This is a genomic window from Micromonospora sp. C41, from assembly GCF_018070485.1.
Lineage (GTDB): Bacteria > Actinomycetota > Actinomycetes > Mycobacteriales > Micromonosporaceae > Micromonospora > Micromonospora chalcea.
Genome location: NZ_JAGPXP010000015.1, coordinates 47,437 through 68,671, shown reverse-complemented (window position 1 = coordinate 68,671; position 21,235 = coordinate 47,437). Strand labels below are relative to the sequence as shown.

20 protein-coding genes are annotated in these 21,235 nt (G+C 68.0%); 8 read left to right on the top strand and 12 right to left on the bottom strand.

Features of this window, described 5'->3' with window-relative positions; all coding sequences use genetic code 11:
• Positions 1-77 precede the first annotated feature (77 nt).
• Positions 78-3,197, top strand: coding sequence for an isoleucine--tRNA ligase (gene ileS / locus KBX43_RS17735; protein ID WP_043325338.1), 3,120 nt, complete (start codon positions 78-80; stop codon positions 3,195-3,197).
• A 90-nt stretch (positions 3,198-3,287) separates the two neighbouring features.
• Here ileS and KBX43_RS17730 read toward each other — a convergent pair whose 3' ends face one another.
• From KBX43_RS17730 to KBX43_RS17680, 11 genes are all read right to left on the bottom strand, one after another.
• The gene (locus KBX43_RS17730; protein WP_043330434.1) at positions 3,288-3,773 is read right to left on the bottom strand and encodes a flavin reductase family protein; all 486 of its coding nucleotides are present in this window, start codon (positions 3,771-3,773) and stop codon (positions 3,288-3,290) included.
• Between the two features lie 173 nt (positions 3,774-3,946).
• Entirely contained in the window at positions 3,947-4,216 is a 270-nt protein-coding gene (locus KBX43_RS17725; protein WP_069087898.1) for a phosphopantetheine-binding protein, read from the bottom strand.
• Positions 4,217-4,226: 10 nt separating this feature from the next.
• Positions 4,227-5,798: a class I adenylate-forming enzyme family protein gene (locus tag KBX43_RS17720; protein WP_210885631.1), complete on the bottom strand. Its 1,572-nt coding sequence runs from the start codon at positions 5,796-5,798 to the stop codon at positions 4,227-4,229.
• Entirely contained in the window at positions 5,795-6,679 is an 885-nt protein-coding gene (locus KBX43_RS17715) for a hypothetical protein (protein WP_209960898.1), read from the bottom strand. The genes KBX43_RS17720 and KBX43_RS17715 overlap by 4 nt, the downstream gene beginning before the upstream one ends.
• A 37-nt stretch (positions 6,680-6,716) precedes the next feature.
• Entirely contained in the window at positions 6,717-7,547 is an 831-nt protein-coding gene (locus tag KBX43_RS17710) for a hypothetical protein (protein ID WP_146074881.1), read from the bottom strand.
• Positions 7,528-8,706, bottom strand: coding sequence for a YcaO-like family protein (locus KBX43_RS17705; RefSeq protein WP_210885628.1), 1,179 nt, complete (start codon positions 8,704-8,706; stop codon positions 7,528-7,530). Before KBX43_RS17705 ends, KBX43_RS17710 begins: the two co-directional genes overlap by 20 nt.
• Before the next feature lie 10 nt (positions 8,707-8,716).
• A complete protein-coding gene (locus tag KBX43_RS17700; RefSeq protein ID WP_069087895.1) occupies positions 8,717-9,646 on the bottom strand; it encodes a nitroreductase family protein in 930 nt (309 codons plus the stop codon).
• Positions 9,646-10,800 (bottom strand): nitroreductase family protein, encoded by a 1,155-nt coding sequence (locus KBX43_RS17695; protein WP_124778785.1) that lies wholly within the window; start codon positions 10,798-10,800, stop codon positions 9,646-9,648. The genes KBX43_RS17700 and KBX43_RS17695 overlap by 1 nt, the downstream gene beginning before the upstream one ends.
• Before the next feature lie 155 nt (positions 10,801-10,955).
• Positions 10,956-11,126 carry a hypothetical protein gene (locus KBX43_RS17690; RefSeq protein WP_157539106.1) on the bottom strand — a complete coding sequence of 57 codons (171 nt, stop codon included), beginning with the start codon at positions 11,124-11,126 and terminating at the stop codon, positions 10,956-10,958.
• A gap of 215 nt (positions 11,127-11,341) precedes the next feature.
• Positions 11,342-12,313, bottom strand: a complete 972-nt coding sequence (locus KBX43_RS17685; RefSeq protein ID WP_104114718.1) for a ParB/RepB/Spo0J family partition protein — start codon at positions 12,311-12,313, stop codon at positions 11,342-11,344.
• 525 nt (positions 12,314-12,838) lie between these two features.
• The gene (locus KBX43_RS17680; protein ID WP_210885625.1) at positions 12,839-14,491 is read right to left on the bottom strand and encodes a condensation domain-containing protein; all 1,653 of its coding nucleotides are present in this window, start codon (positions 14,489-14,491) and stop codon (positions 12,839-12,841) included.
• Positions 14,492-14,566: 75 nt separating this feature from the next.
• Here KBX43_RS17680 and KBX43_RS17675 point away from each other — a divergent pair, with 75 nt between their 5' ends.
• From KBX43_RS17675 to KBX43_RS17645, 7 genes are all read left to right on the top strand, one after another.
• A complete protein-coding gene (locus KBX43_RS17675; protein WP_280841839.1) occupies positions 14,567-15,655 on the top strand; it encodes an ATP-binding cassette domain-containing protein in 1,089 nt (362 codons plus the stop codon).
• A 5-nt stretch (positions 15,656-15,660) separates the two neighbouring features.
• Positions 15,661-16,494: an ABC-2 family transporter protein gene (locus KBX43_RS17670; protein WP_307851547.1), complete on the top strand. Its 834-nt coding sequence runs from the start codon at positions 15,661-15,663 to the stop codon at positions 16,492-16,494.
• Complete coding sequence (locus KBX43_RS17665; protein ID WP_210868693.1) at positions 16,484-17,287, top strand: ABC transporter permease; 804 nt, start codon at positions 16,484-16,486, stop codon at positions 17,285-17,287. The genes KBX43_RS17670 and KBX43_RS17665 overlap by 11 nt, the downstream gene beginning before the upstream one ends.
• Before the next feature lie 112 nt (positions 17,288-17,399).
• Positions 17,400-18,284, top strand: a complete 885-nt coding sequence (locus KBX43_RS17660; RefSeq protein ID WP_210885623.1) for a hypothetical protein — start codon at positions 17,400-17,402, stop codon at positions 18,282-18,284.
• Positions 18,281-19,618 (top strand): AMP-binding protein, encoded by a 1,338-nt coding sequence (locus KBX43_RS17655; RefSeq protein WP_210885620.1) that lies wholly within the window; start codon positions 18,281-18,283, stop codon positions 19,616-19,618. Before KBX43_RS17660 ends, KBX43_RS17655 begins: the two co-directional genes overlap by 4 nt.
• Positions 19,615-20,349 carry an SDR family NAD(P)-dependent oxidoreductase gene (locus KBX43_RS17650; RefSeq protein ID WP_069087888.1) on the top strand — a complete coding sequence of 245 codons (735 nt, stop codon included), beginning with the start codon at positions 19,615-19,617 and terminating at the stop codon, positions 20,347-20,349. The genes KBX43_RS17655 and KBX43_RS17650 overlap by 4 nt, the downstream gene beginning before the upstream one ends.
• A 49-nt stretch (positions 20,350-20,398) precedes the next feature.
• A complete protein-coding gene (locus KBX43_RS17645) occupies positions 20,399-20,677 on the top strand; it encodes a phosphopantetheine-binding protein (RefSeq protein ID WP_158559989.1) in 279 nt (92 codons plus the stop codon).
• Between the two features lie 78 nt (positions 20,678-20,755).
• Here KBX43_RS17645 and KBX43_RS17640 read toward each other — a convergent pair whose 3' ends face one another.
• The gene (locus KBX43_RS17640; RefSeq protein WP_231915556.1) at positions 20,756-21,232 is read right to left on the bottom strand and encodes a MarR family transcriptional regulator; all 477 of its coding nucleotides are present in this window, start codon (positions 21,230-21,232) and stop codon (positions 20,756-20,758) included.
• Between the last annotated feature and the right edge of the window lie 3 nt (positions 21,233-21,235).

Genomic DNA, 21,235 nt, shown 5'->3' with positions numbered 1-21,235 from the left:
GGCCAAGGAGGGTGGTACCGCGGGGCCCGGGCCTCGTCCCTCCACCGAAGTTCGGTAACCGCTTCGTTGGAGGATCCATGTACCGCGCTGTGCCCGCGCAGGCGAGCTTTCCCGATATCGATCACGGCATCCTCAAATTCTGGAGTGATCGTAAGGTCTTCGCCCTCAGCCTGGAAAGATCGCAGGGGCGGCCGGAATGGGTCTTCTACGAGGGGCCTCCAACGGCGAACGGTATGCCAGGGGCGCACCACATCGAAGCCAGAGTGTTCAAGGACGTCTTTCCCCGGTACAAGACGATGAAGGGCTTCCATGTCGCGCGGAAGGCCGGCTGGGACTGCCACGGACTTCCGGTGGAACTGGCTGTCGAGCGCGAACTCGGCTTTTCCGGTAAGCGCGACATCGAGGCCTTCGGTATCGCGGAGTTCAACGCCCGGTGCCGCGAGTCGGTGACCCGGCATACCGACGAGTTCGCCCGGCTGACCGAACGCATGGGCTACTGGGTCGATATGGACGACGCCTACCGGACGATGGACCCGGAATACATCGAGTCGGTGTGGTGGTCGCTGAAGCAGATCTTCGAAAAAGGGCTGCTCGTCGAGGACTTCCGCGTGGCGCCCTGGTGTCCTCGTTGCGGGACGGGGCTGTCCGATCACGAGCTCGCCCAGGGGTACGAGGTGGTCACCGACCCGTCGGTGTTCGTGCGGTTCCCACTCACCTCGGGCCCCCTGGCGGGCCAGGCTTCCCTGCTCGTGTGGACCACGACCCCATGGACGCTGGTCTCCAACGTCGCGGTCGCGGTCAATCCCGACGTCACCTACGTCGTAATGACCGACGGCCAGGAGCAGCTCGTTGTCGCGGAGGCGCTGGCGGGCAGCGCACTCGGTGAGGGATGGACCGTCGTCGGCGACTCCTTCAGTGGCAAGGACATGGAACGCTGGACCTACCGGCGGCCATTCGACCTGGTCCAGGTCGAGGACGCGAACTTCGTCATCCTCGGGACGTACGTGACGACCGAGGACGGCACCGGCCTGGTGCACCAGGCGCCGGCATTCGGCGCTGACGACCTCGCCGCGTGCCGTGCGTATGGTCTTCCGATGGTCAACCCCGTCCGTCCGGACGGCACGTTCCAGTCCGACCTCGCGCTCGTCGGCGGCACGTTCTTCAAGAGTGCCGACGCGGTCCTGGTGGCGGATCTCGCCGAGCGGGGACTGCTCTTCCGCGAGGAGGCGTACGAGCACAGCTACCCGCACTGCTGGCGTTGTCACACGGCGCTGTTGTACTACGCGCAGCCGTCCTGGTACATCCGCACCACAGCCATCCGGGAAGCGCTGCTGCGCGAGAACGAGGCGACGACCTGGCAGCCGCAGAACATCAAGTACGGCCGCTACGGGGACTGGCTGAACAACAACGTCGACTGGGCGTTGTCCCGCAGTCGGTACTGGGGCACGCCGTTGCCGATCTGGCGCTGCCCGGACAACCACCTGACCTGCGTCGGCTCGCTGGCCGAGCTGAGCGAGCTGGCCGGGACCGACCTGTCCGAGCTGGATCCGCACCGTCCCTATATCGATGACGTCACCTTCGACTGCCGATGCGGCGCCACCGCGCGCCGGGTGCCCGAAGTCATCGACGCGTGGTACGACTCGGGCTCGATGCCTTTCGCGCAATTCGGGTATCCGCACAAGAACGTCGAACTCTTCGAGAAGCGGTACCCGGCGAACTTCATCTCGGAGGCGATCGACCAGACCAGGGGATGGTTCTACACCCTCATGGCGGTGGGCACCCTCATCTTCGACAAGTCGGCCTACGAAACGGTCGTCTGCCTGGGCCACATCCTCGCCGAGGACGGCCGCAAGATGTCGAAACACCTGGGGAACATCCTCGAACCCATCCCGCTGATGGACGAGCACGGTGCCGACGCGGTGCGCTGGTTCATGGCCGCTGTCGGTTCCCCGTGGTCGGCCCGGCGCGTCGGGCACAACACGCTTCAGGAGGTCGTCCGCAAGACTCTTCTGACCTACTGGAACACCGTGTCCTTCGGGGCGCTGTACGGCCGTGCCGCCGGCTGGTCGCCGTCGGCGGCAGATCCCGCGCCCCGTAGCCGCCCGCTGCTGGACCGATGGCTGTTGTCGGAGCTCAACAGCCTGGTACGCGACGTGGACGCCGCGATGGAGCGCTTCGACACCCACGAGGCCGGCCGGCTGCTGTCCACGTTCATCGACGATCTTTCCAACTGGTACGTTCGCCGCAGCCGCCGGCGTTTCTGGCACGGCGACCCGGCCGCCCTGGCCACGCTTCACGAGACGTTGTCCACCCTGACGCTCCTCCTCGCGCCGATCACACCGTTTGTGACCGAGCGGGTATGGCAGGACCTGGTGGTTCCGGTCACGCCCGGTGCGGCGGAGTCCGTGCACCTCGCCGCATACCCCACCGGCGACCTGTCCCTGATCGACCCGGAACTGTCGGCGCAGATGCTTCTCGTGCGTCGGCTCGTCGAACTCGGCCGCTCCGCCCGCGCCGACTCCGGCATCAGGACGCGCCAGCCGCTGTCCCGCGCGGTCGTGTCCGCGGCAGGTTTCGCCGACCTGCCGGCGGAACTCCTCGCCGAGATCGCGTCGGAGCTCAATGTCGTCTCGGTGGCACCCATCACGGCCACCAGCGGTTCACTCGTGGACACGACGGTGAAGGCGAACTTCCGCCCCCTGGGCAAGAGGTTCGGCAAGGCGGTCCAAGGCGTCGCCGCGGCGATTATGGCGGCCGAGCCGACCGCCCTCGCCAACGCCCTCCGTACGAGAGGTGAGGCGACCGTCGACGTGGACGGTGAGGCGGTGGTCGTCACGGTGGACGAGGTCGTCATCACCGAGACTCCACGCGCCGGATGGGCGGTCGCCAACGACGCAGGTGCGACGGTGGCGCTGGATCTGGACATCACGCCGGAACTCCGCCTCGCCGGGATCGCGCGGGACGTGATCCGCCAGATCCAGGAGGCCCGCAAGGCCACCGGCCTGGAGGTCGCCGATCGCATCGAACTCCGCTACGAGGCGACCGCTGACACCCTGACGGCGTTGACGGAGCATCAGAAGCTGGTGGCCGACGAGGTGCTCGCGACGGACTTCACCCTCGGGCGGCCGACGTGGGCAGACGCGACGTCCTTCACCGACGAGACGCTCGGCCTGACGTTCTGGCTGCGTAAGGCATGAGGAGCTCCGGGGCCACGAGCACGCCGCCCGTTCGGCCGTGCGTCGTGGCCCCGGCCCTTCGTATCGGCCGGCGGCGGGCCGAGCGGCGGGTCAGCGAACCCCGTGGACGTCCGTGGCCAGAACACTGAACCGCCCGGTGTGGAACACCAGTGCGTCGGTGCGGTCGCCGTGGCCGATGTCCAGCACCGAGCCGAGGAATATGGAGTGGTCACCGCCCTCGTACACGGCGGCGAGCTCGCACTCCACCCAGCCGAGGTTGCCCTCGATGATGGGGGAGCCGGTGTGCTCGCCGGGCCGGAAATCGACGGTACGGAACTCCCGCTCGTCGCGCGGCCGGCTGGGACTGGCGAAGTAGCGCGCCAGTTCTTCCTGTCCTGCGGCGAGGATCGACACCGCGAACATCCCGTTCGCCAGAATTGTGCTGTGCATCGCGGCGGACTGCTTCACGCACACCAACACCATCGCCGGGTCGAGCGAGACCGACGTGAACGCGTTGGCGGTCATGCCGTGCGGGAGTTCCCGCCCGGACGTCACCACCGTGACGCCCGTGGCGAACGCACCCATCACCGCCCGCATGTCGACGTGACGGTCGCCGCCGCAGCGGTCGCGGGACACGGGCTTCTGCTTCGCGGCTGTCACCGTTCACCTCTTCCGTCAGCCACCGGGGCCGTCAGCACGTCGCGCATCGTCCACAGCGCTCCCTTCCCCGTCAGGTGAGTGGTCGGCGGCATGCGCGCACCGGCCTCGGCTCAGTCGCCGGAGCCGGCATCGATCGCCGACCGGGTGGAACTCCTCGCCACTATCTGTTCGGCGGTCGCTCGTATCGTCAGCCAGCCGACGTTCGCGGGGTCGTCGAAGCCGGCGTCGGGGAAGGTTCCTTCCAGCCGCGCCAACAGCTCCACTGCGAGGAGGGAGTCTCCACCCGCCGCGATGAAATCGTGGTCGACGTCCACCGCATCCGTCTCCAGCAGTTCCCGCCAGAATCCGCTAACTGTTTCGAGTACCTCAGACGAATCCACGTCGCTCTCCTCAGCGAAGCTCCGAAAGCGTGCCCTCGCCGCGCGCGATCGAATTCTTTAAATCGTTCTTCAGGATCTTGCCGTTCTCGGTCGCGGGCATCGATCCGACAGCGAACACGCGGCGCGGTATCTGCTTCGGTGGCAGACGCTCGAGCAGGTGCACGCGAATGTCGTCCAGGCTCGTCCGGCCCGGCCGGAGCACCACGACCGCGGCGACGTACTCACCCAGCCGGGGATGCGGGAGTCCGAGCACGGCCGCGGCCTCGACCATCGGGTGCGAGAGGAGGGCGATCTCGACCGGGCGTGCCGAGAGCTTCTCCCCGCCGACGTTGAGGACGTCAGAGACGCGGTCGCTCAGATGCAGGTTGCCCTCCTCGTCGAGATGACCGATGTCTCCGGTCGCCGTCCAGCCGTCCGGAAGGAAGGTTTTCGAGGGCACTGAGTCGTGCAGGTAGGAGCGGCGTCCGCGGAACCGCGGACAGGACATCTCCACGCGGCCGTGGACGCCCGGGCCGACGACGAGCCCCGTCTCCAGGCTCCTGATGCGGATCCGGGTGCCTCGTGCCGGTCTCCCGACGACATCGGGATCCGCGCCCGCTGACGGCATCTCCACCATCGCGGGCCAAGCCTCGGTGGTTCCGTACGCGTTGACCACCCGAACGGACGGCAGCATCCGGCGGATTCGTTCCACATGAGCCGGATTCAGCGGCGCCGAACCGCAGTGGATTACCTCCAGAGACGCGAGCATCTCACGTTGCGACGAGGTGAGCGTCGTGAGATGTGCCAGCATGGCAGGCGTCAGGAACAACAGGGTGACCTGACAGTCGGCGACCGCCTTGCACACGTCATTGGTGTTGAACTCCGGCAGCGCCGCGACCGCCCTGGTGATGGGATGCGTGAGCCCGGGCCCGTCGATGCCCTGGAACGGGGCGTACAACATCATGAGCGCGGCCGCCGTACCGATCGGGAAGGCGTGCAGGATCGGTGGGCCGATGCCGCCGTGAGCGGACGGCGGGCGGGCGTAGACCTCCGTGAAGAGCGCGTGCGGCGTCACGACCGCCTTGGGCAGGCCGGTCGTGCCGGACGTGTAGAGAATGTCGGCCGTCTGCTCGGGGCGGGTCGTCGCCGGCGGGGGAACCCGGTCCCCACAGCGCGGAGGCTCGACCGGAAGAACCTGATACGGATCGCCGCCCGGGCCGTTCCCCACCGGCGACGAGTCCGCAGCGATCCATGCGGAGATGCCGGCGTCCTGGGTGATGAAGTCGCGGACGGACACCGGAGCTCCCGCCGAGACGGTGACAGTGACCGCGCCCAGCCGTTGCACCGCGAAGTAGGCGACGCACAGATCGATCCAGTGCCTGCGGTCGAACAGCAGACCGACACGCATGCCACTGGTGATCCCTGCCTCGGAAAGGCGCGCGGCCAGCGCCACCGAGTCGTGCAACCACTCCGCGAAGGTGAGACCACGCACGAACGGTTCGACCAGCGCGAGGCGGTCGGGAACCTCCCCGGCTACGCGCTCGAGCAGCCCGAACGTCCCCGTGCAACGGTCCGTCGCGCCACCTGCCCCTCTCGTCGTCACGGTGCCACCCGGGTCGCGACGTATCGGTGGCCGGCGCCCTCCTCGTCCGCGACGTAGGCGGCCGCGAGGTGATGGACGAACGGCTGGAGGCCGAGCGCTGACAGAAGAGCGGGGTCGGTGAAGCCCGTGCGGGTGGTCGAGCTGACGCCCTTCGCCCGAAGAGCGCGAGCGACCTCCGCGCTCAGCCGTCCGCCGTCGACGAGGAAGCCGCGGAACGCCTTTTCGTGGCGATAGCGTCTCCGGTAGGCGGCGAGATCGCCGAAGACCCCGATGGCGAGGGGAGCCAGGACGTCAAGTCGCGGATCCGCCGCGGCGTCCATGGACGCCAGGCGGACTCCTGAACCGTACGAGGCGGGGTCGGCCACAGTGACCAGGACGCGACCGTCCACGCGCGACACGATCAGTAGCCCGTGGGCCGCTCCGTAGCTGTAGAGCAGCTCGGCCGGGTGCACCGCCTCGCGCAACCGCCGGCGATTGGCGCGCACCCGGGTGAGAGCGGTCCAGACCACCGCCGCCCACGGTTCGGGAATCTGCTCCCGGCGACCCTGGGGGACAGCCGGCTCGCGCAGGGCATCGAGGTCGTCTTGCGAGAACAGCCGCAGCGCCGATGCCCGGAGGCCACCAGTCGAATCCGCTCCGTCGCGAAAATGATCGATTCCGCTCCAGGCGTGGTAGCGGCGCACCGGCCCCCACGACGTGCCGTCGGCACCTTCGCGTTCGACCAGGAGACCGAGGCGGATCAACTGCTGTACGGCCGGGTCGTCGAACTCCTCGGCGACGACCTGGTGCAGAAGCCGCTCGACGCGGCCCGCGCCCAGGCGCCACGACCGGCCCAGCGCCGGTGCGCTGATCCGGATGGTGTCGGAGCCCTCGTTCTCCATGGTCGTTCCCGCAGCCCACGTGTACGCGGCTCCCATGTCACAGCCCTGCCCAGCAGACAGCACCGACAGCCAACTGTCTGCCGGAGTCCAGCCCGACGACGTCATGGAATCCGGCGAGCACCGCATAGTTGCCGCGTGTCGCCCATCCCAGGTCCGAGCCGTACCCTTCGAGCTCGCCTATCGCGAGTCCTCCGATCCAGAGTTGCTCCATGTACTCGTCGGCAGCGTCCCGCTCGGCGTCGACGGACACTGATACGACGACCGATGCGCCGACGTCGAACTCCGCCCGGCCGTACGCGACCGGAAGAAGGGAGGACAACTCCTCGCCGAGGTCGTGCCGGCTTCTCGGGATCAGCAGGGTCCCGTCCGGGCTGTACCACCCGGGACCCAGTTCGCCGGCGTCGACAACCGCGACGTGGAACCCGACCCCCTTCGCCGCATACCGCCGGCGGCACCGACCCACCGCGCCGAAGAGTTCTGCGGGCGACAGACGTGCCCCGCTCACGACGGGCGGGTAGTGCTCGACCACCGCTCCCATGTTCGACGGGTCGGGAAGCGCCTCGGGCATCGACAGCGTGCGCGGCGACGAGCCGTTCCTCATCGCGTCGCTGACGAGGTCGAAGGCGGCGCCCCATCCGTGCTGCTGCCACGGTGCCCGATCACTGCCGGACGTGGGATATGACCGCCACCCACCCGACTCGAAGACGACGACGGCCTGATCGGTCGGCAGCACCGGCCGGCCTCCGCCATGCCGCGACGCGCCAGGCACCCCGCCGCCGGTGAACGGCGCGTCGGCGATCTGGCGCTCCTCGACGACCGGGGGCACCGGTTCCGCCGGAGTTCCTGGACTAGACAAACGGATGGTCATTGTTCACCCCGCCACCCGAGCGACGGAGGAACGCCTCTACCTCGGACGGGAAGCGCGGAGCGTAAAGCAGCGGGAACGGATTGATCTGGAGATGGAGCAGGGCAGGGACCACCGCGCGAGCGACCACGGCGCCGGCGGCCCATGCCGGGGTGATGTCGCTGTACGCCCAGCGGAACCCCTCTGCGGAGATGGCATCGCCGATCTCGGTCCAGGTACGTCCGCCCGAGGTCGGGCCCTGGGCTTCGGCCACCTGGTCGACGAAGTAGTCGCCCAGGTGGGCGCGCCCGTGCCTCGCCCACCACAGCGCCCGGGTGTTGATGCCCACCGGCCGCTCCTCGGGGTCTCCCCGGCGGAGCAGACGCCAGCCGAGGTGAAAGATGTGCACCGCTTCGATCGCCGCTGAGCGGATCGCATCCGCCGCGTCCGCATGGGCGGCCGACCCGAAGGCCACCTCCGGCAGTCCGTCGCGGGTGCCGACGATGGCGGCCAGCGCGACCTGCAATCCGAAATGGCTGCCGGGCAGCAGCCCGACGACCACGTCAGCCGCACCGCCGAGAATTTCCGCGATGTCGTGAACGGAGTACCGGTCGTCGCCGGGACGGACTCGGGCCGCGCGGCGCCCGGAGTAGACGGTCGCCGCAACGGCGTGCCGTTCCACGACCTCAGTGAGTGCGCGGGTGAGGGCCGTGTCCCAGTCGACCCCGCACGCGGCGCCGATCGAGGTCATCGGTTTGACGCGGGTCGGATCCGAGTCGTGGACCCGCATCCGCTCGACGTCGGCGGGTACGAACACCTCGCCGTCCGGAGACTGCATCGTCACCCAGGTGTTCTGGGAGTGCGCGTTCCATGCGAACGGGCGGAGCAGCGGCTCTTGCGAGCACTGTTCCGGGCTGAAGGTCGCCCGGTCGTCGAGACGGATGGCCTTCGAGCCGAGCTCGTTCGCGGACGCACGCACAGGTGCGAGGGCTGGCTCGTGCAGCGCGGCGCGCTCGACAGCCTCACCCAGTGCTCTCTCGTCCGCCCGTGCGGGGTCAAGATCCCACGCGACGCCGAGCACGTCGTCGTCCGCCTCGACGACAGAGCCGAAGAGCCCGTCGAAAGGGCTCGTGAATCGGACGCATTTCCAATCATCGCGGACGACCGCAGCGGTGAGTGCCATTTTTTGTGGGTCAGCCTTTCCTGCTGGTCTTCCGACCGAAGGTGATGGTGTAGACCGGTGCCTCGTCATCCGAGAGCCCGAGCAACTCCGCCAGCACGTTGTCGTTTGTCGCCGGGGTGATCAGCGCGCCGCAGTCGTACGACTCCGCCGCGATGATGAATTTCTGCGCGACTCGACCTACCTCGACGTACAGTTCGCGCAAGGCCCTCTCGTAGGGGAACATTTCCTGGCGGCGGGGGAAGTCGACGATCAGCACGATCGTGGCACTTGCCGTCATGGGTGCCTGCATGCCGCACATCAGATCGGCCATCTCCTGGCGGAAGCTGCCGGAGGTCAGCTGATCGGCTCGCTCGCCGGCGAGGTCGAGAGCCCAGATGCCCGAATCGACGCCGTTGATCGCGTACACGACGGCGGCCATACGCACGCCTGCCAGCGAGCCGGACGGCTCGAAGGGTGCCATGAGCGCGGAGAAGCAGCGGAAGATGGCGGCGACGGTCTCCCGCGACAAGGGCTCCGGCTCGAATTGGCGGGCCGTGCGTCGTCGTACCAGCAGTTCACCGACGCTGACCCCGCCGGTGCCGGCCGTAGTGCCTTCTTCTGCCCAGTTCCACTGCGGCGTCGACGTCGCTGGACGCGTCGGCTGAGCCTGACTGCCGCGGGCCGGATACCGGGCCTCCCGCCTGCTCTCCGAGATCTGCTCGGACCAGTTGAAGTAGTCGAGGCTCGGACGCCACCCGTTCGTGACCCAATCGGTCGAGATCGAATCGAGGTCGTCCGACGGAGACAGTTCGCGGGCCCCGACCTCGGGGGCGTCCGACACGATTTTCCGGGCGAGTTCGGCGGCGTCGAAGCGGACCGACTGCGCCGACTGGGAGTCTTCGAGAACGGCGGCGTCACGGTCGGGTCGGATGACGAGGAGTGGCGACCATGTCGTGGACATCAATCCCGGCTTTCTGCAGGCTGATCGGCTGCGTGTACGAGAGTCGCTGCGATTGTCGCCTCGACGCGGTGGTCGGTGCCGAGCGCGTCCGCGACCTTTTTGCCGTCGAGGTGCTGGGCATGCCGGACCGCCCAACCGTTCGCGCGGCTCAGGTACTCGGCAGTACCCATGAGGTGGCCCACATCCATGTGCACCGTCCGGAAGGTCCTTGGTTCCCGGTAGCGGTAGCGGTTCCGGGCGAAATAGGAGTTGAAGAATATGAGTGCGTAGGGGCGGTTGTCGTCGGCGATACCCGACAGGTCCGCCAGGTCGCGTGACGAGGCGTCGAGGTGATCCATGCGGTCCAGCGCACCGTCGACGGTCGCGACTTGGTAGACACCGTCGTCGATCCCGTCGACGGCATGCGTGACGACGGAGAACTCCGTCGGATGGCGACTACCGCCGGAAGGGCTCGTCTTCCGCAGCAGGTTGGCCGATTCCGCGAACGGCATCCTGGCCTGACGAATCGGTCGGGTCAGCAGGGAGAGCAGCGACGCAAGGCGGTCGTAGTCCAGCGGCTGCGCCGCTACCGCAAGGTTCGTCGCCGCCGAAGCGGTCGCGGGGAACAACTCCGGGGCGGGGTCCGGCAGTGCGTACACCTTCTCCTGGTCGTGCAGCCGGGGCCGGGCCCGATCGACGTCGGGCTGCTGCGCGTTGTACGCGACCATCCGGCGTACGTCCTCCGCGGAGTTGCCGTCAGCCTCGTAGAACTCGAAGGGGTATCCGTAAGTACGCGCGTGATAGCGGGAGGCGGCCCGCCATCCATTCTCGGCCCACGACTCCAGCCACCGCCGCGTCTTGATCGCCTCGGCGTCGTCATCGCGCACCAGGTACTCGTGGGCGACCAGCCACTCGGCGATCAGCTCCGCCCTGCGCACGGAGCCGATCGCCGCCATGATCGGCTCCGACAGGGAATAGATGGTTCCCGGAGCGAAGGCGGCAACGAGCAGACCCGCAGCCGACGCGGGAACCTTGTGTCCGTTCAACCTGTCGTCTCGGCTGATGAGCCACAGGTCACTGGCCGCCGGCTCGATGCGCACAAGAGGGTGCGCGCGATACGTTGCGGAACGGGCGTCGGTGCCGTTTTCTGCGGCAGCCTCAGCTAGCGTCTCCAAAGCAGGGTCCTATCTCTTGTACGCTCCGACCGGTTGACTTTCTGGACAACCTGAATGATTGACATCCTGTCGGCGTTCCCGGATAGGGCTGCCCGATGACAGGAAAGCGCGTGCTAACCGGCCGAAAGACGGCCGGTTAGCACGCGACAGTTGGATCACAGGGACGTGAAGCCGCCGGTGCAGCCGCCCTGGATGAGGGCCGTCGAGAAGAGGTCGACCTCCTCGAAGAGACCCTCGATGTTGTCGATGGACGATTCCTCGGCGGTCTCGTTGAGGGAGACCTCTGCGTTTTGCGCGGACATTTCCTGCGCGGTGGTTGTCATCATGCAAAAAGCATTACAGGGCTATTTAGCTATGTCAATGAGTGCAGCTGCGGCGGGCGGAGTCCTGGCTCTTCCGGACATATTTGCGCCTCGACGTCGACGCGACGAGCGAGCGTCCGGCCACCGCCCGGCGCCGGGCGGTGGCCGAAGAAGTGCCAAGGCTGAGGTGCGGTGGGGCGGACGATCGCAGCGTGTGGACGGTCGGCGGGTTTGGCCGCTCAACCCACCTCGGTCTGGACGCGGATCGCCGCTCGCGCGGAGAGTTGCTCCCACTGCTGCGACAGTCCGCGACTGAGGCGGGCCACCAGCGGGAGGCAGTGCGGTGGAAGAGCGTTGATGATGTCGTGGTCGGAGACCAGGCTGAGTTGTTGATGCAGCATGCGCAGCAGGGTGCGCCCGGCCTCGGTGTAGCGCACGGACGGATCCTTGGCGAGGTTCTCCAGCGCCAACGCGGTGACGTCCCGGCTCGGCTCGGGCGCGCCGGGCGCCTCCTTGACCGCGGACAGTGCCCGTGCCGGCGACGGTGAACCCGCCGCACCTTCGTTCTGTTTGCGGCGTATGGTGCGGACCGTGTTCGGTGAGACGCCGGCCAACCGGGCGATTTCCCGCAGCGAAGCATCAGGTCGTTCGGTCAGGAGCGCGACGACAGCTTTCCGGCCGGCGTCGGCGTCTGTCGGCCGGACCCGTCCGTCCCGGCCGGTCCGCTCGGCCGGCATCGGCTGGCCGCTGCGCTGCCTCAATGTGCTGATCGTCTTGGCCGACAGCCCGGTGGCGCGGCCGAGTGACCGGTCCGACCAATGCGCGAACATCTCCAGCAGACGTTCGGCCGCCGCCCGGCGGTCGGCCAGGGTCAGCGGCAGGCCGTGCTTGATGTTGCTCGTGACGCTGCGCAGGAAGGCCATCTGGTCGTCGTCGTCGAGCATCAGCGCGTGAATCGAGTCCGCACCACGGAGCAGTGCCGCCTGCAGACGATGCATCCCGTCGATGACGCGCATGGTGCTGCGCTGCACCAGGATCGGCGGGTGCTGGAGTTCGGACTGGGCCAACAGCTGTACGTGCGTCTCGTCGACCCCGTGCCGGCGGGGGCCCTGACCGGGCAGGAGCGACCGGATCGGTACCGATACGGCCTCCTGCTGGCTTCCTTCGGTCCAGCTCTCCACAACCTGCAGCGGATCGTTGGCGTCGATCAACCTGTCCTCCCCGTGAACAGCTGCTGATGCCTCGCTGACCGGCTCTTCGTGGGCTCAGTCGTCGCCTCTCGTGAGTGGAACCGGTCCGATAAATCAGAGAACAACTTGTCGGAAATTTCGGGCTCCGGTGATGCTGCTGGTAATGGGCCGATCCTGAGTGCTCTGGCGGCCCGCGGCATGTGCAACTGTAGCTTCTGACCGCTTGCACAGGTGCCCCGCGGCGCCCGGAAATTTCTCGGATTCAATGCGTCGACGCTCTTTTCCCTGCTTGGCGGTCGGTCTCGCTGTGGTGTAGGGCAGGGGGTCACCTACGCGGTCGCGGGTGGCATGCCGTGCGACCCGGTGTCGCGTGCGCAGCTGCGGAACCGCATCACTGCCGCGCCGGGATTCTCGGTGCCTTCCCGTAACTTCCGGGAGTGAGAGGGCCATGGCGACCTGGGCGCCGCCTACCGGTTCGAGAGCGACTGCGGCCTGCTGTCCTCGCGTGCCCGGGCACCCGGGCCGCGAGGCGGTCCACGTCGCCGATCAGTCCTGTACATCCCCTGCCCTCGAGACGAACCGGTGCGGGCGCATGCCGACCCGGCAGCCACGAAGCGCCTCGACGACAACGGTGTCGGAAGGAGCGCTGGTCTCGCGGCCGCTCCGAGGACTGGCCACCATCGCCACCAGGGAAGCCTCACCACCGGGAGTCTCAACCGTAAGTCGTAGGGTCATGCCCGGAAGCGCCGCATGCAGGCGTGCCGCCGTGGTGGGTAGGTGGATCCAGCTGTGGTCGATCTTGACCCAGTCGTCCGTCGCGCGGAACGACACGACGCCGGTCTCCGCGACGAGAGCGTCCGCGCTGAGCTCCGGTCGCAGGACCGCGGTGACGAGAATCGACTCGAACGCGCGCAACCACTGCTCCGCCTCGGCGGGAGCGACATAGGCGGTGTCGACGAGCATCAGCACTTCGAGTATGTCGTCGCGGCGGTCCAGGTAGCAGAAGAGGGTGCTCGTGCTGCACTGGTCGCCGCCCAGCCACCGGACGGAGGTCCTGGCCGCTTCCTCCCGTATCCGCGCGGCGTTCGGTGCCTCCGCGGGGAGCGGCACGAACAGTCGGCTGTTGAGCCAGTAGGAGAGATCCAGCGGGAAGCCGCGTCGCTTCTCGACGCGCTCGCGCACCTCCATCAGGCCTCGGTGCGGGAAGCGCCCGGTCAGTGTCGCGTGGTGGATGGCGCCGGCGGATCGCCGCAGCAGTGCGTCGAAGTCGGCGTCGTCGATCGCCACGCAGGTGGGAACGTCCTGGGTGAGGCAACCCACCACGGCAGCCGTGTCCCGACCGGCCCGGTTGCTGACGCACACCTGGAGGTGGGCCCGGCTCAGCCCGCTGACGTGGGCCAGCACGAGGGAGAGGGCCGCGTGGCCGACCGCCGTCTCGCTGACCCCGTGCCGCTTGGCCAGGTGACTCAGGCACCACGCGCCGGCTGACGTCTGCATCACCACGTACCGATAGCGGGGATGCAACGGCTCGACCGGGAGCCGGGGCAGCATGCTCTGAGGCATGCGTGCAAGGCTCCGTTCGTGCCGGAGCAGCGCACGGGCCCCTTCCCGCCGGCCGGCCTCACTGCTCTCCCAGTGGCTGACATCGACGGGGTGGATCGCCGACGGCTCGCCGTCGGAGAAGTCAGCCTGGAGGACGTGGCGGAGGTGCCAGGTCATCCAGTGAGCGCCGAGGTAGTCCGACGCGAGATGGTTGATGGCCAGCAGGACGAAGGCCGGGCCGCTCCGATCGGTCAGGATGCCCACGCGAACGGGGAGGTCGTCGGCCCCGAACGGGGTGCCCGCCAGCTCGGCTGCCGATTCGAGAGCCGATGTGAAGGTGGCTGTCACGGCGGTGATCACCGCGACGTGCAGGACTCCCTCGGTTGTGACCCTTTGCTGTGCGGAGGGCGCGTCCGGCTCGAACAGGGTTCGCGCGGACTCGCAGGCCTCGACCATTCCTCTGATGGCGGACGCGACCTCGTCGGCTTTCAGACCCGGCTTGATCCGGTGAGCGAACTTGAGGTTGAGTGAGGCGTTGTTCGGCTGGAGATCCGCCATCAGTTGCGCCATCCTCTGCTGTCCCCAGGTCAGATCGGCGGTTCGCCCGGACGGCGCACGAAAACGAATTTCCAATTTTTCTCCGTCCCGCAGTGACATCTTCTCCGTTGAACAGGACACCGAAAACAATTCGATTCAGAGAGAGGCTTGCGTCGAAGGCTATCGCTGGCATCCGTGCGGGGCAAGGTGGTTGGCGCGGCGATGGAAATGGTGCATGCTCGTCCGGTGACATTGATCCAAGTCGCAGGACTGCGTAAGGTCTTCCGCAAGCCGGAGAAGGCGCCGGGGCTACGCGGTTCCCTCCGGCACCTGCTCCAGCGTAGATTCTCCGAGCACGTCGCTGTGGACGGCATCGATCTGTCTGTGGCACAGGGCGAGGCAGTGGCCTACGTCGGTCCGAACGGCGCCGGCAAGTCCACCACGGTGAAGATGCTTTCCGGGATCCTGGTCCCGACCGCTGGACAGGTCCTCGTCGACGGCTTGGTGCCGTACCGGGCGAGGGTGGAGAACGCGCGACGCGTCGGCGTCGTCTTCGGGCAGCGAACGCAGCTGTGGTGGGACCTGCCCGTACGTGACTCGCTCGAACTGCTGCGGGACATGCACGGTCTGGGCGCCGCGCGGTACCGGGAGACACTGGCCCGCCTCGACGACGTCCTCGGCTTGGCCGACCTTCTCCCGGTGGTCGCCCGTAAGTTGTCGCTGGGGCAGCGCATGCGGGCCGACCTCGCCGCGGCGCTGCTCCACGAACCGCGGATCGTCTACCTGGACGAGCCGACGATCGGCTTGGACATCGCGGTGAAGGACCGGGTGCGTTCCTTCGTGCGTCGGCTGGTGGCGGACGGGACGACGGTCATGCTCACCACCCACGACCTCGCCGACATCGAGGACATCTGCCGGCGCATCGTGATCATCGACGCGGGACGTGTGGTGTACGACGGTGACCTGCAGTCGGTGAAGGACACCCATGTCCGCGAGCGGTCGATGTCCTTCGAGCTGGCCGCCGGCTTGGCGGGCGTCGATCGGATCGCCGCGCGACTGCCGGGCGCTCAGGTCCGCGCGGGGTCGGACGACCGCGAGCTCACGGTCACCTTCGACCGGATGACGCTCGGCGCGCGAGAGGTGCTGGCGGCAGTGCTCGCCGAGGCGGAGATCGTCGACATGCACATCGACGAGCCGGCCATCGAGACGGTCGTCCGGAAGGTGTACGCGGGGCAGTTGCGGCCCGAGCCCGGCGGCGGGGTCGATCGGGAGACCGTGTCATGACATTCGTGACCGCCGGTGCGGTGCCGTTGCCGGCTGATACCCGATCACGCCGGATACGTGCCTATCGGAGCATGGCCCGGATGGCGCTGAAGAGCCTTCTCGCCTATCAGACGAGCTTCCTCTTCGGCATGCTGGCCTCGGCGTTCGGCGTCCTGTCCATGCTGTACCTGTGGCGCTCGGCACTCGCCGCCGGCCCTCGGCAAGGATTCGACTGGCCGCAGATGAAGGCGTACCTGTTGGTGGCGTTCGTCGTCGGTTCGCTGGTGTCCAGCTATACCGACTATCGAATGGCCAACCGCATCCAGCAGGGCGACGTGGCCATGGACCTGGTTCGGCCGGTCGACTACCAGTGGTCGCGCCTGGCCGAGAGCGTCGGGTTCGCCGTCTACGAAGCCGGCACGGCGATCGTGGTCGTCCTGGCAGCCGCCGCGATCTTCGGCGGCATGTCGCCGCCGGACCGGGACACCGTGCCGCTGTTCATCCTGTCCGCCTTGCTGGTGCTGCCCCTGCGGTTCGGAATCGTGTACCTGAGCGGTCTGCTCGTCTTCTGGACACAGAACTACGTGGGTGTGCAGGCCGCCCGGATCGCCCTGATCACGCTGTTCTCCGGGGCACTCGTACCGCTGGCCTTCCTGCCCGAGTGGATGCGGGTCATCGCCACGTACCTGCCGTTCGTCGGAATGGCGTCGACCCCGGCGCTGCTCTACACCGGCTCACTGGACGGCAGCGACGCGACGACCGCCGTGCTGGTGCAGGCGGCCTGGGCGGTCGCGCTGTGGTGGTTGGCGCGGTTGATGTGGTCGGCCGCCGCTCGGAAGCTGACGGTCCATGGTGGCTGAAGTACGACGAGCGCTGTGGCTCTACCGCCGTCTGCTCGGTGCCCAGGTGCGCGCCACTCTCCAGTACGAGGCCGACTTCTGGATCATGAGCCTGTCGGCAGTTCTCGTGCAGGCCGTCGGCGTGGTCTTCCTGTGGGCGATCTTCCGGAGCATCCCGGAGATCAACGGCTGGCAGTTCTGGGAAGTCGTGCTCATCTACGCGCTGGTGGTCGTCGCGGAAGGGCTGAGCGTGCTGGTCGCGCAGGGAGCCTGGACTCTCGCGGTGACTGTCAACTTCGGACAGCTGGACGCGATGCTGTTGCGGCCCTATCCACCGGTCCTCCAGGTGCTCAGCTCCGCGGTGGGAATGAACGGACTGGGCAATCTCGTCCTCGGCACCGGTCTGCTGATCGCCGCGGTGCGGCACGTCGACGTCAGTTGGAACGTCGGTCGCGTCGCGCTCGGGCTGCTGCTCGTGGTTGCGGCGGCCGGTGTGAAGATCGGGCTCAACCTCCTCACGAACTGCGCCGCCTTCTGGTTGCGTTCCCCGTACTCCATGTTCGCGTTCTCCATGCACAGCTTCGGGGAACTGGCTCGTTTTCCGGTCACCATCTACGGCCTTGGGGTCCGGATCACCCTTACCGTCGTCCTGCCCTATGCGTTCATGAGCTTCTTCCCCGCCGCGGCTGTCCTCGCGCACGGGCCGGCTCGTTGGCTGGGGCTGCTGACGCCGGTCGTCGCCCTCTACTGCCTGTGGATCGGGACGACCGTCTTCCGGCACGGGCTCTCACGATATGAAAGCTCCGGTCACTGATGTGCGAACACATCGGCCGCCACGCCGATTCCGTCGTCCAGTCTCTCGGAGCCCTCGGATGAGTCTCCTCGGAGGGCTGCGGGACGTCGTGCCGACTCCACCCGAGCACCGGGTGTGGATCAGCAGGGCCGAGGCGCTGGACACCTTGCGGTGTACGCCTGAGGAACTGGCGCAACTGGTTGCCGCCGGCCTCGTGGAGGAGGACGGCCGACACGACTACTGCGACGTGTGGAACGTGGGCCTGCTCAGCGGCACCGGACGCAGCAGTCCGGAGCGGATCATGATCTTCTTCGCGAGGATGCTGAAGTCGTACGGCGCGGACTGGGTCTCCGCGCGGGCCTACGAGATCGTCGGCTGGGCCCAGTGTCCCCGCGCGGAGCACTGCCCGTCGTCCGAGTGGAGCGCGCCTGTCCTACCGGACGTGCAGTGGCAGCATGAAGAGATCCAGGCCGGCAGGGCGGAGTGGCGCGGCAGGGTCGAACTGACCGGGAACACCGCCACGGTGCGAGACCCGAGGGTGCGGGAGGTCTGGGACGACCTGCTGCGGCGGTACCGCTTCCACTTCACACCCGTGACCCTGTCCTCCGATGTCGCCGGCACCAGGCACCGGGGCGTCGGCGACTGCGACTCGCTGTGCCAGGTACTGATGTCTGAACTGCTGGACCGTGGTGTGGCGGCCGAGCAGGAATCGGGTTACATCTTCGGAGGCGCACGCCTGGGCCTGCATTCCTGGGTACGGCTCGTGGACACCGACGGGGAGATCAAGATTCTCGACCCGGCCATGGCCCTGTTGTCCGACCTCTTCTTCACGCCCGAGTACAAGGCGTTCTGCTGCGGGTCCGGCAGTAACCGGGTGCTACGTCGCGCGAGTCGCGAGGGCATGTTCGCGGCTCATCCGTGCGTCACCGAAGACGGCAGGATCTTCTACGAGTTCACGCTCCGGTCGATCCGCCCCGGTCGGGCGCCGGGCCCGCGGTGCAGTGAGGGAGCAGGATGAACGGTCCTGAGGTGGAAGTCGCAGACCATGACGGGACGCGCGGCCGAGCGGGGGCCGCTGCCGTCGGTCGTCCGGTCGTCATCGACGGCCGGTCTCCGCCGCTCACCTCGCACGACCTGCACGCTGACGTTCTCGGCCTGCGACGTCGCGTACCCCGAGGTGCGACCGTGGCCCTGGTGGGGCAGAGTTCCCGCCTGGTCGCCTCGGCCATCGTCGCACTCGAGGGCTGGGCCGCCCGGGTCGAGTTCGTGGGTGACCTGAGTCCGACCGTAGGCTCGGCGGAGGCGGTGGTCCTGCGCGAGGCCGGGGATGATGCCCCAGCTGCCGCCTACGCATCCCACGGCGAACTGTCGGCCGGCGACGCGAGCACCGACGTGCATACGCTCTGGCGTGTCTTCTCCTCAGGCACGACGGGGACGCCCACCCCGACCGACCACAGTCTCGACTCGCTGACGCGGCGAATTCGCCCGGTACGCCCGGCGCGGAATCCCGGCGACCGCGAGCAGCGGCGGTGGGGTCTCCTGTTCTCTCCTACCCGGATGGCGGGCATCCAGGTCGTCCTCCAGGCGATCCACGGCGACACCCTGGTGGACGCCCACCACGCCGCCGGGCTCGACGAGCGCCTCCAGCTGTTCGCCGGAGCCGGCGTCGACGCACTGTCCGCGACTCCGACGATGTGGCGGATGATTCTGCGCAGCAGGGCCTGTGACGACCTCCGGCTGCAACAGATCACGCTGGGTGGTGAGATCGCGACACAGTCGCTGATCAATGCGTTGCGGCGGCGGTTCGATGCGCGCGTCACGCATGTCTACGCGTCCACCGAGGCCGGTGCCGCCTTCTCGGTGAGCGACGGCAGGGAAGGTTTTCCCCGGCATCTTCTCGAGCCGGCTCCCGGCCGTGTGGCACTGGAGATCCGCGACGGCGTCCTGTTCGTCCGGGCGCCGGGAAGCAGCACGGCGCAGCCGGACGGATTCGTCTGCACGGGCGACCTCGTCGAGCCTCGCGGTGACCGGGTCTACTTCGTCGGCCGGAAGTCGCAGACGGTGAACGTCGGAGGGGACAAGGTCTCGCCGGAGCGGGTCGAGGAGCTGATCCGGCGGCATCCCGCAGTACATGATGCCGTGGTGACGCCCAGGCGCAGCCCGATCACGGGCTGGATCCTGACCGCCCGGGTTGTGCCTTCGCCTCTCGGCAGTGGGCTCGACCCCGACGAACTGCAGTCGGCCCTGCGGTCATTCGTCGCCGACCATCTGCCCCGGTCGCATACTCCTGCCTCGATCACCGCGGTAACCGAGTTCTTCTTGTCGCCCACCGGAAAGGTCAGCAGAGCGTGAACGAGGCGGAATCCCGCGGCGACTGTCCGTACGCGGTAGTGACCGGAACCAGCAGTGGCCTGGGGCGGGCGGTGGCCCGGCGGCTCGGCAGCGACGGATACCGGGTGGTGGGCCTGGCCCGCCGCGAGGTCGAGCCGGAGGAGGTGGGTCCGGGCTATGTCCACGTCCGTGCCGACCTGAGTGATCTGGAGTCCTTGCCCGGCCTGGCACGCGCAATCGTGGAGGCGCACGGCGCCCCCTACGCGCTGGTGAACAACGCCGCTCGCGGCACCGACGGTCTCCTGCCGCTGGTGAAGGACAGAACCATCTGGGAAACAGTGCAACTCGACCTTGTGTCGCCGATGGTTCTGACGAAGCATCTTGTCCGCTCGATGATCTCAGCGGGCCGGGGACGCGTCGTCAACGTCTCCTCGATCGTTGCCTCGACGGGATTCCGCGGTCTGTCCGTCTACGGGGCGGCGAAAGCGGGTTTGGAGGGGTTCACCCGTTCGCTGGCCCGCGACGTAGGGCGGCGCGGCGTGACGGTCAATGCGGTGGCGCCGGGCTTCCTTGACACCGAGATGACCGGCGCCCTGGGGGCGGAGAGCCAGGCGCGCATCAAGGGGCGCAGTCCGATCGGCCGGTTCGCACGTCTCGACGAAGTGGCCGCCGCAGTGACCTACCTTCTTTCCCCGGATGCCGCCGGTGTGACCGGAACGCTGATCACCGTGGACGGCGGCTCCACCGCATGAGGCCCGGACCGGAAATGTGGACGGACAAACACGTAGGGAAGGTGGCGCAGTGCTCGAGCGGGAACGTGTAGCGGAGATCGTTCTTCGTGAAGTGGTCAAGCTGATCAAAGAGGAAGGGGGCGAGGACGGCGACGTCAGCCTGCAGAGCGGCCTGGCCGACAGCGGCTTGGACAGTCTCGCCTTCGCCGTCCTCGTTACGCGGCTCGAACAGTCGATGGGATTTGATCCCTTCCTCGCGTTGGAGGACGAGATCTTCCCCCGGACGGTGGGGGAGTTGGTGGAGGTCTACGTCGGCAATCAAATGGAGAGCGTCCCACCTCACAGGTGATGACTGCCGCTCCCCGGCAGGTTGGACGACTTCCCAAGGGAGCCCATCGGCGCGCCGTCGTCACGGGCGACGGCCGGGCTACTCGGTGTCGCCGTCGCGGAGGTGGTCCAACTCGGCGAGGTACATCGCCTGCAGGCGGTCGTGGTGCCGGACCAGCAGCCGGACCTCCTCGGCGCTGTAGCCCTCGACGAGCCGTTCCGCCCGCTCGGCGAAACGCTCGTACGGCCGCTCCAGGTCGGCGATCCGCTCCGGCCGTATGGTGACGACGACCCGCCGCCGGTCTGCCGGGTCGCGCTCGGCCGTCACGTAACCGGCCTGCTGGAGCCGGCGGAGCATGCTGGTGACCGCACCGGTGGTGAGGCTGGTCCGCTCGGCGATCTGCCCCGCGGTGGCGGAGCCGATGTCCGCCAGGTAGTCCAGGCACTCCAGGTCGCTCACGGCGAGGCCCAGCCGCTCCGCGATGGCGTACCGGAACACCATGGACAGCCGCGACGTCTCCCGCCCGGCGCGCATGAGGTCGGTGATCGCGGAGGCGCGGGCCGGATCGTGGGACATGCG

What these genes read in the sequence shown, in the direction of transcription:
- ileS (WP_043325338.1), top strand. Translation starts at nt 78, where the DNA reads ATGTACCGCGCTGTGCCCGCGCAGGCGAGCTTTCCCGATATCGATCAC.
- KBX43_RS17730 (WP_043330434.1), bottom strand. Translation starts at nt 3,773, where the DNA reads ATGCGGGCGGTGATGGGTGCGTTCGCCACGGGCGTCACGGTGGTGACG.
- KBX43_RS17715 (WP_209960898.1), bottom strand. Translation starts at nt 6,679, where the DNA reads ATGGAGAACGAGGGCTCCGACACCATCCGGATCAGCGCACCGGCGCTG.
- KBX43_RS17710 (WP_146074881.1), bottom strand. Translation starts at nt 7,547, where the DNA reads ATGACCATCCGTTTGTCTAGTCCAGGAACTCCGGCGGAACCGGTGCCC.
- KBX43_RS17705 (WP_210885628.1), bottom strand. Translation starts at nt 8,706, where the DNA reads ATGGCACTCACCGCTGCGGTCGTCCGCGATGATTGGAAATGCGTCCGA.
- KBX43_RS17700 (WP_069087895.1), bottom strand. Translation starts at nt 9,646, where the DNA reads ATGTCCACGACATGGTCGCCACTCCTCGTCATCCGACCCGACCGTGAC.
- KBX43_RS17690 (WP_157539106.1), bottom strand. Translation starts at nt 11,126, where the DNA reads ATGATGACAACCACCGCGCAGGAAATGTCCGCGCAAAACGCAGAGGTC.
- KBX43_RS17680 (WP_210885625.1), bottom strand. Translation starts at nt 14,491, where the DNA reads ATGTCACTGCGGGACGGAGAAAAATTGGAAATTCGTTTTCGTGCGCCG.
- KBX43_RS17665 (WP_210868693.1), top strand. Translation starts at nt 16,484, where the DNA reads ATGGTGGCTGAAGTACGACGAGCGCTGTGGCTCTACCGCCGTCTGCTC.
- KBX43_RS17655 (WP_210885620.1), top strand. Translation starts at nt 18,281, where the DNA reads ATGAACGGTCCTGAGGTGGAAGTCGCAGACCATGACGGGACGCGCGGC.
- KBX43_RS17640 (WP_231915556.1), bottom strand. Translation starts at nt 21,232, where the DNA reads ATGTCCCACGATCCGGCCCGCGCCTCCGCGATCACCGACCTCATGCGC.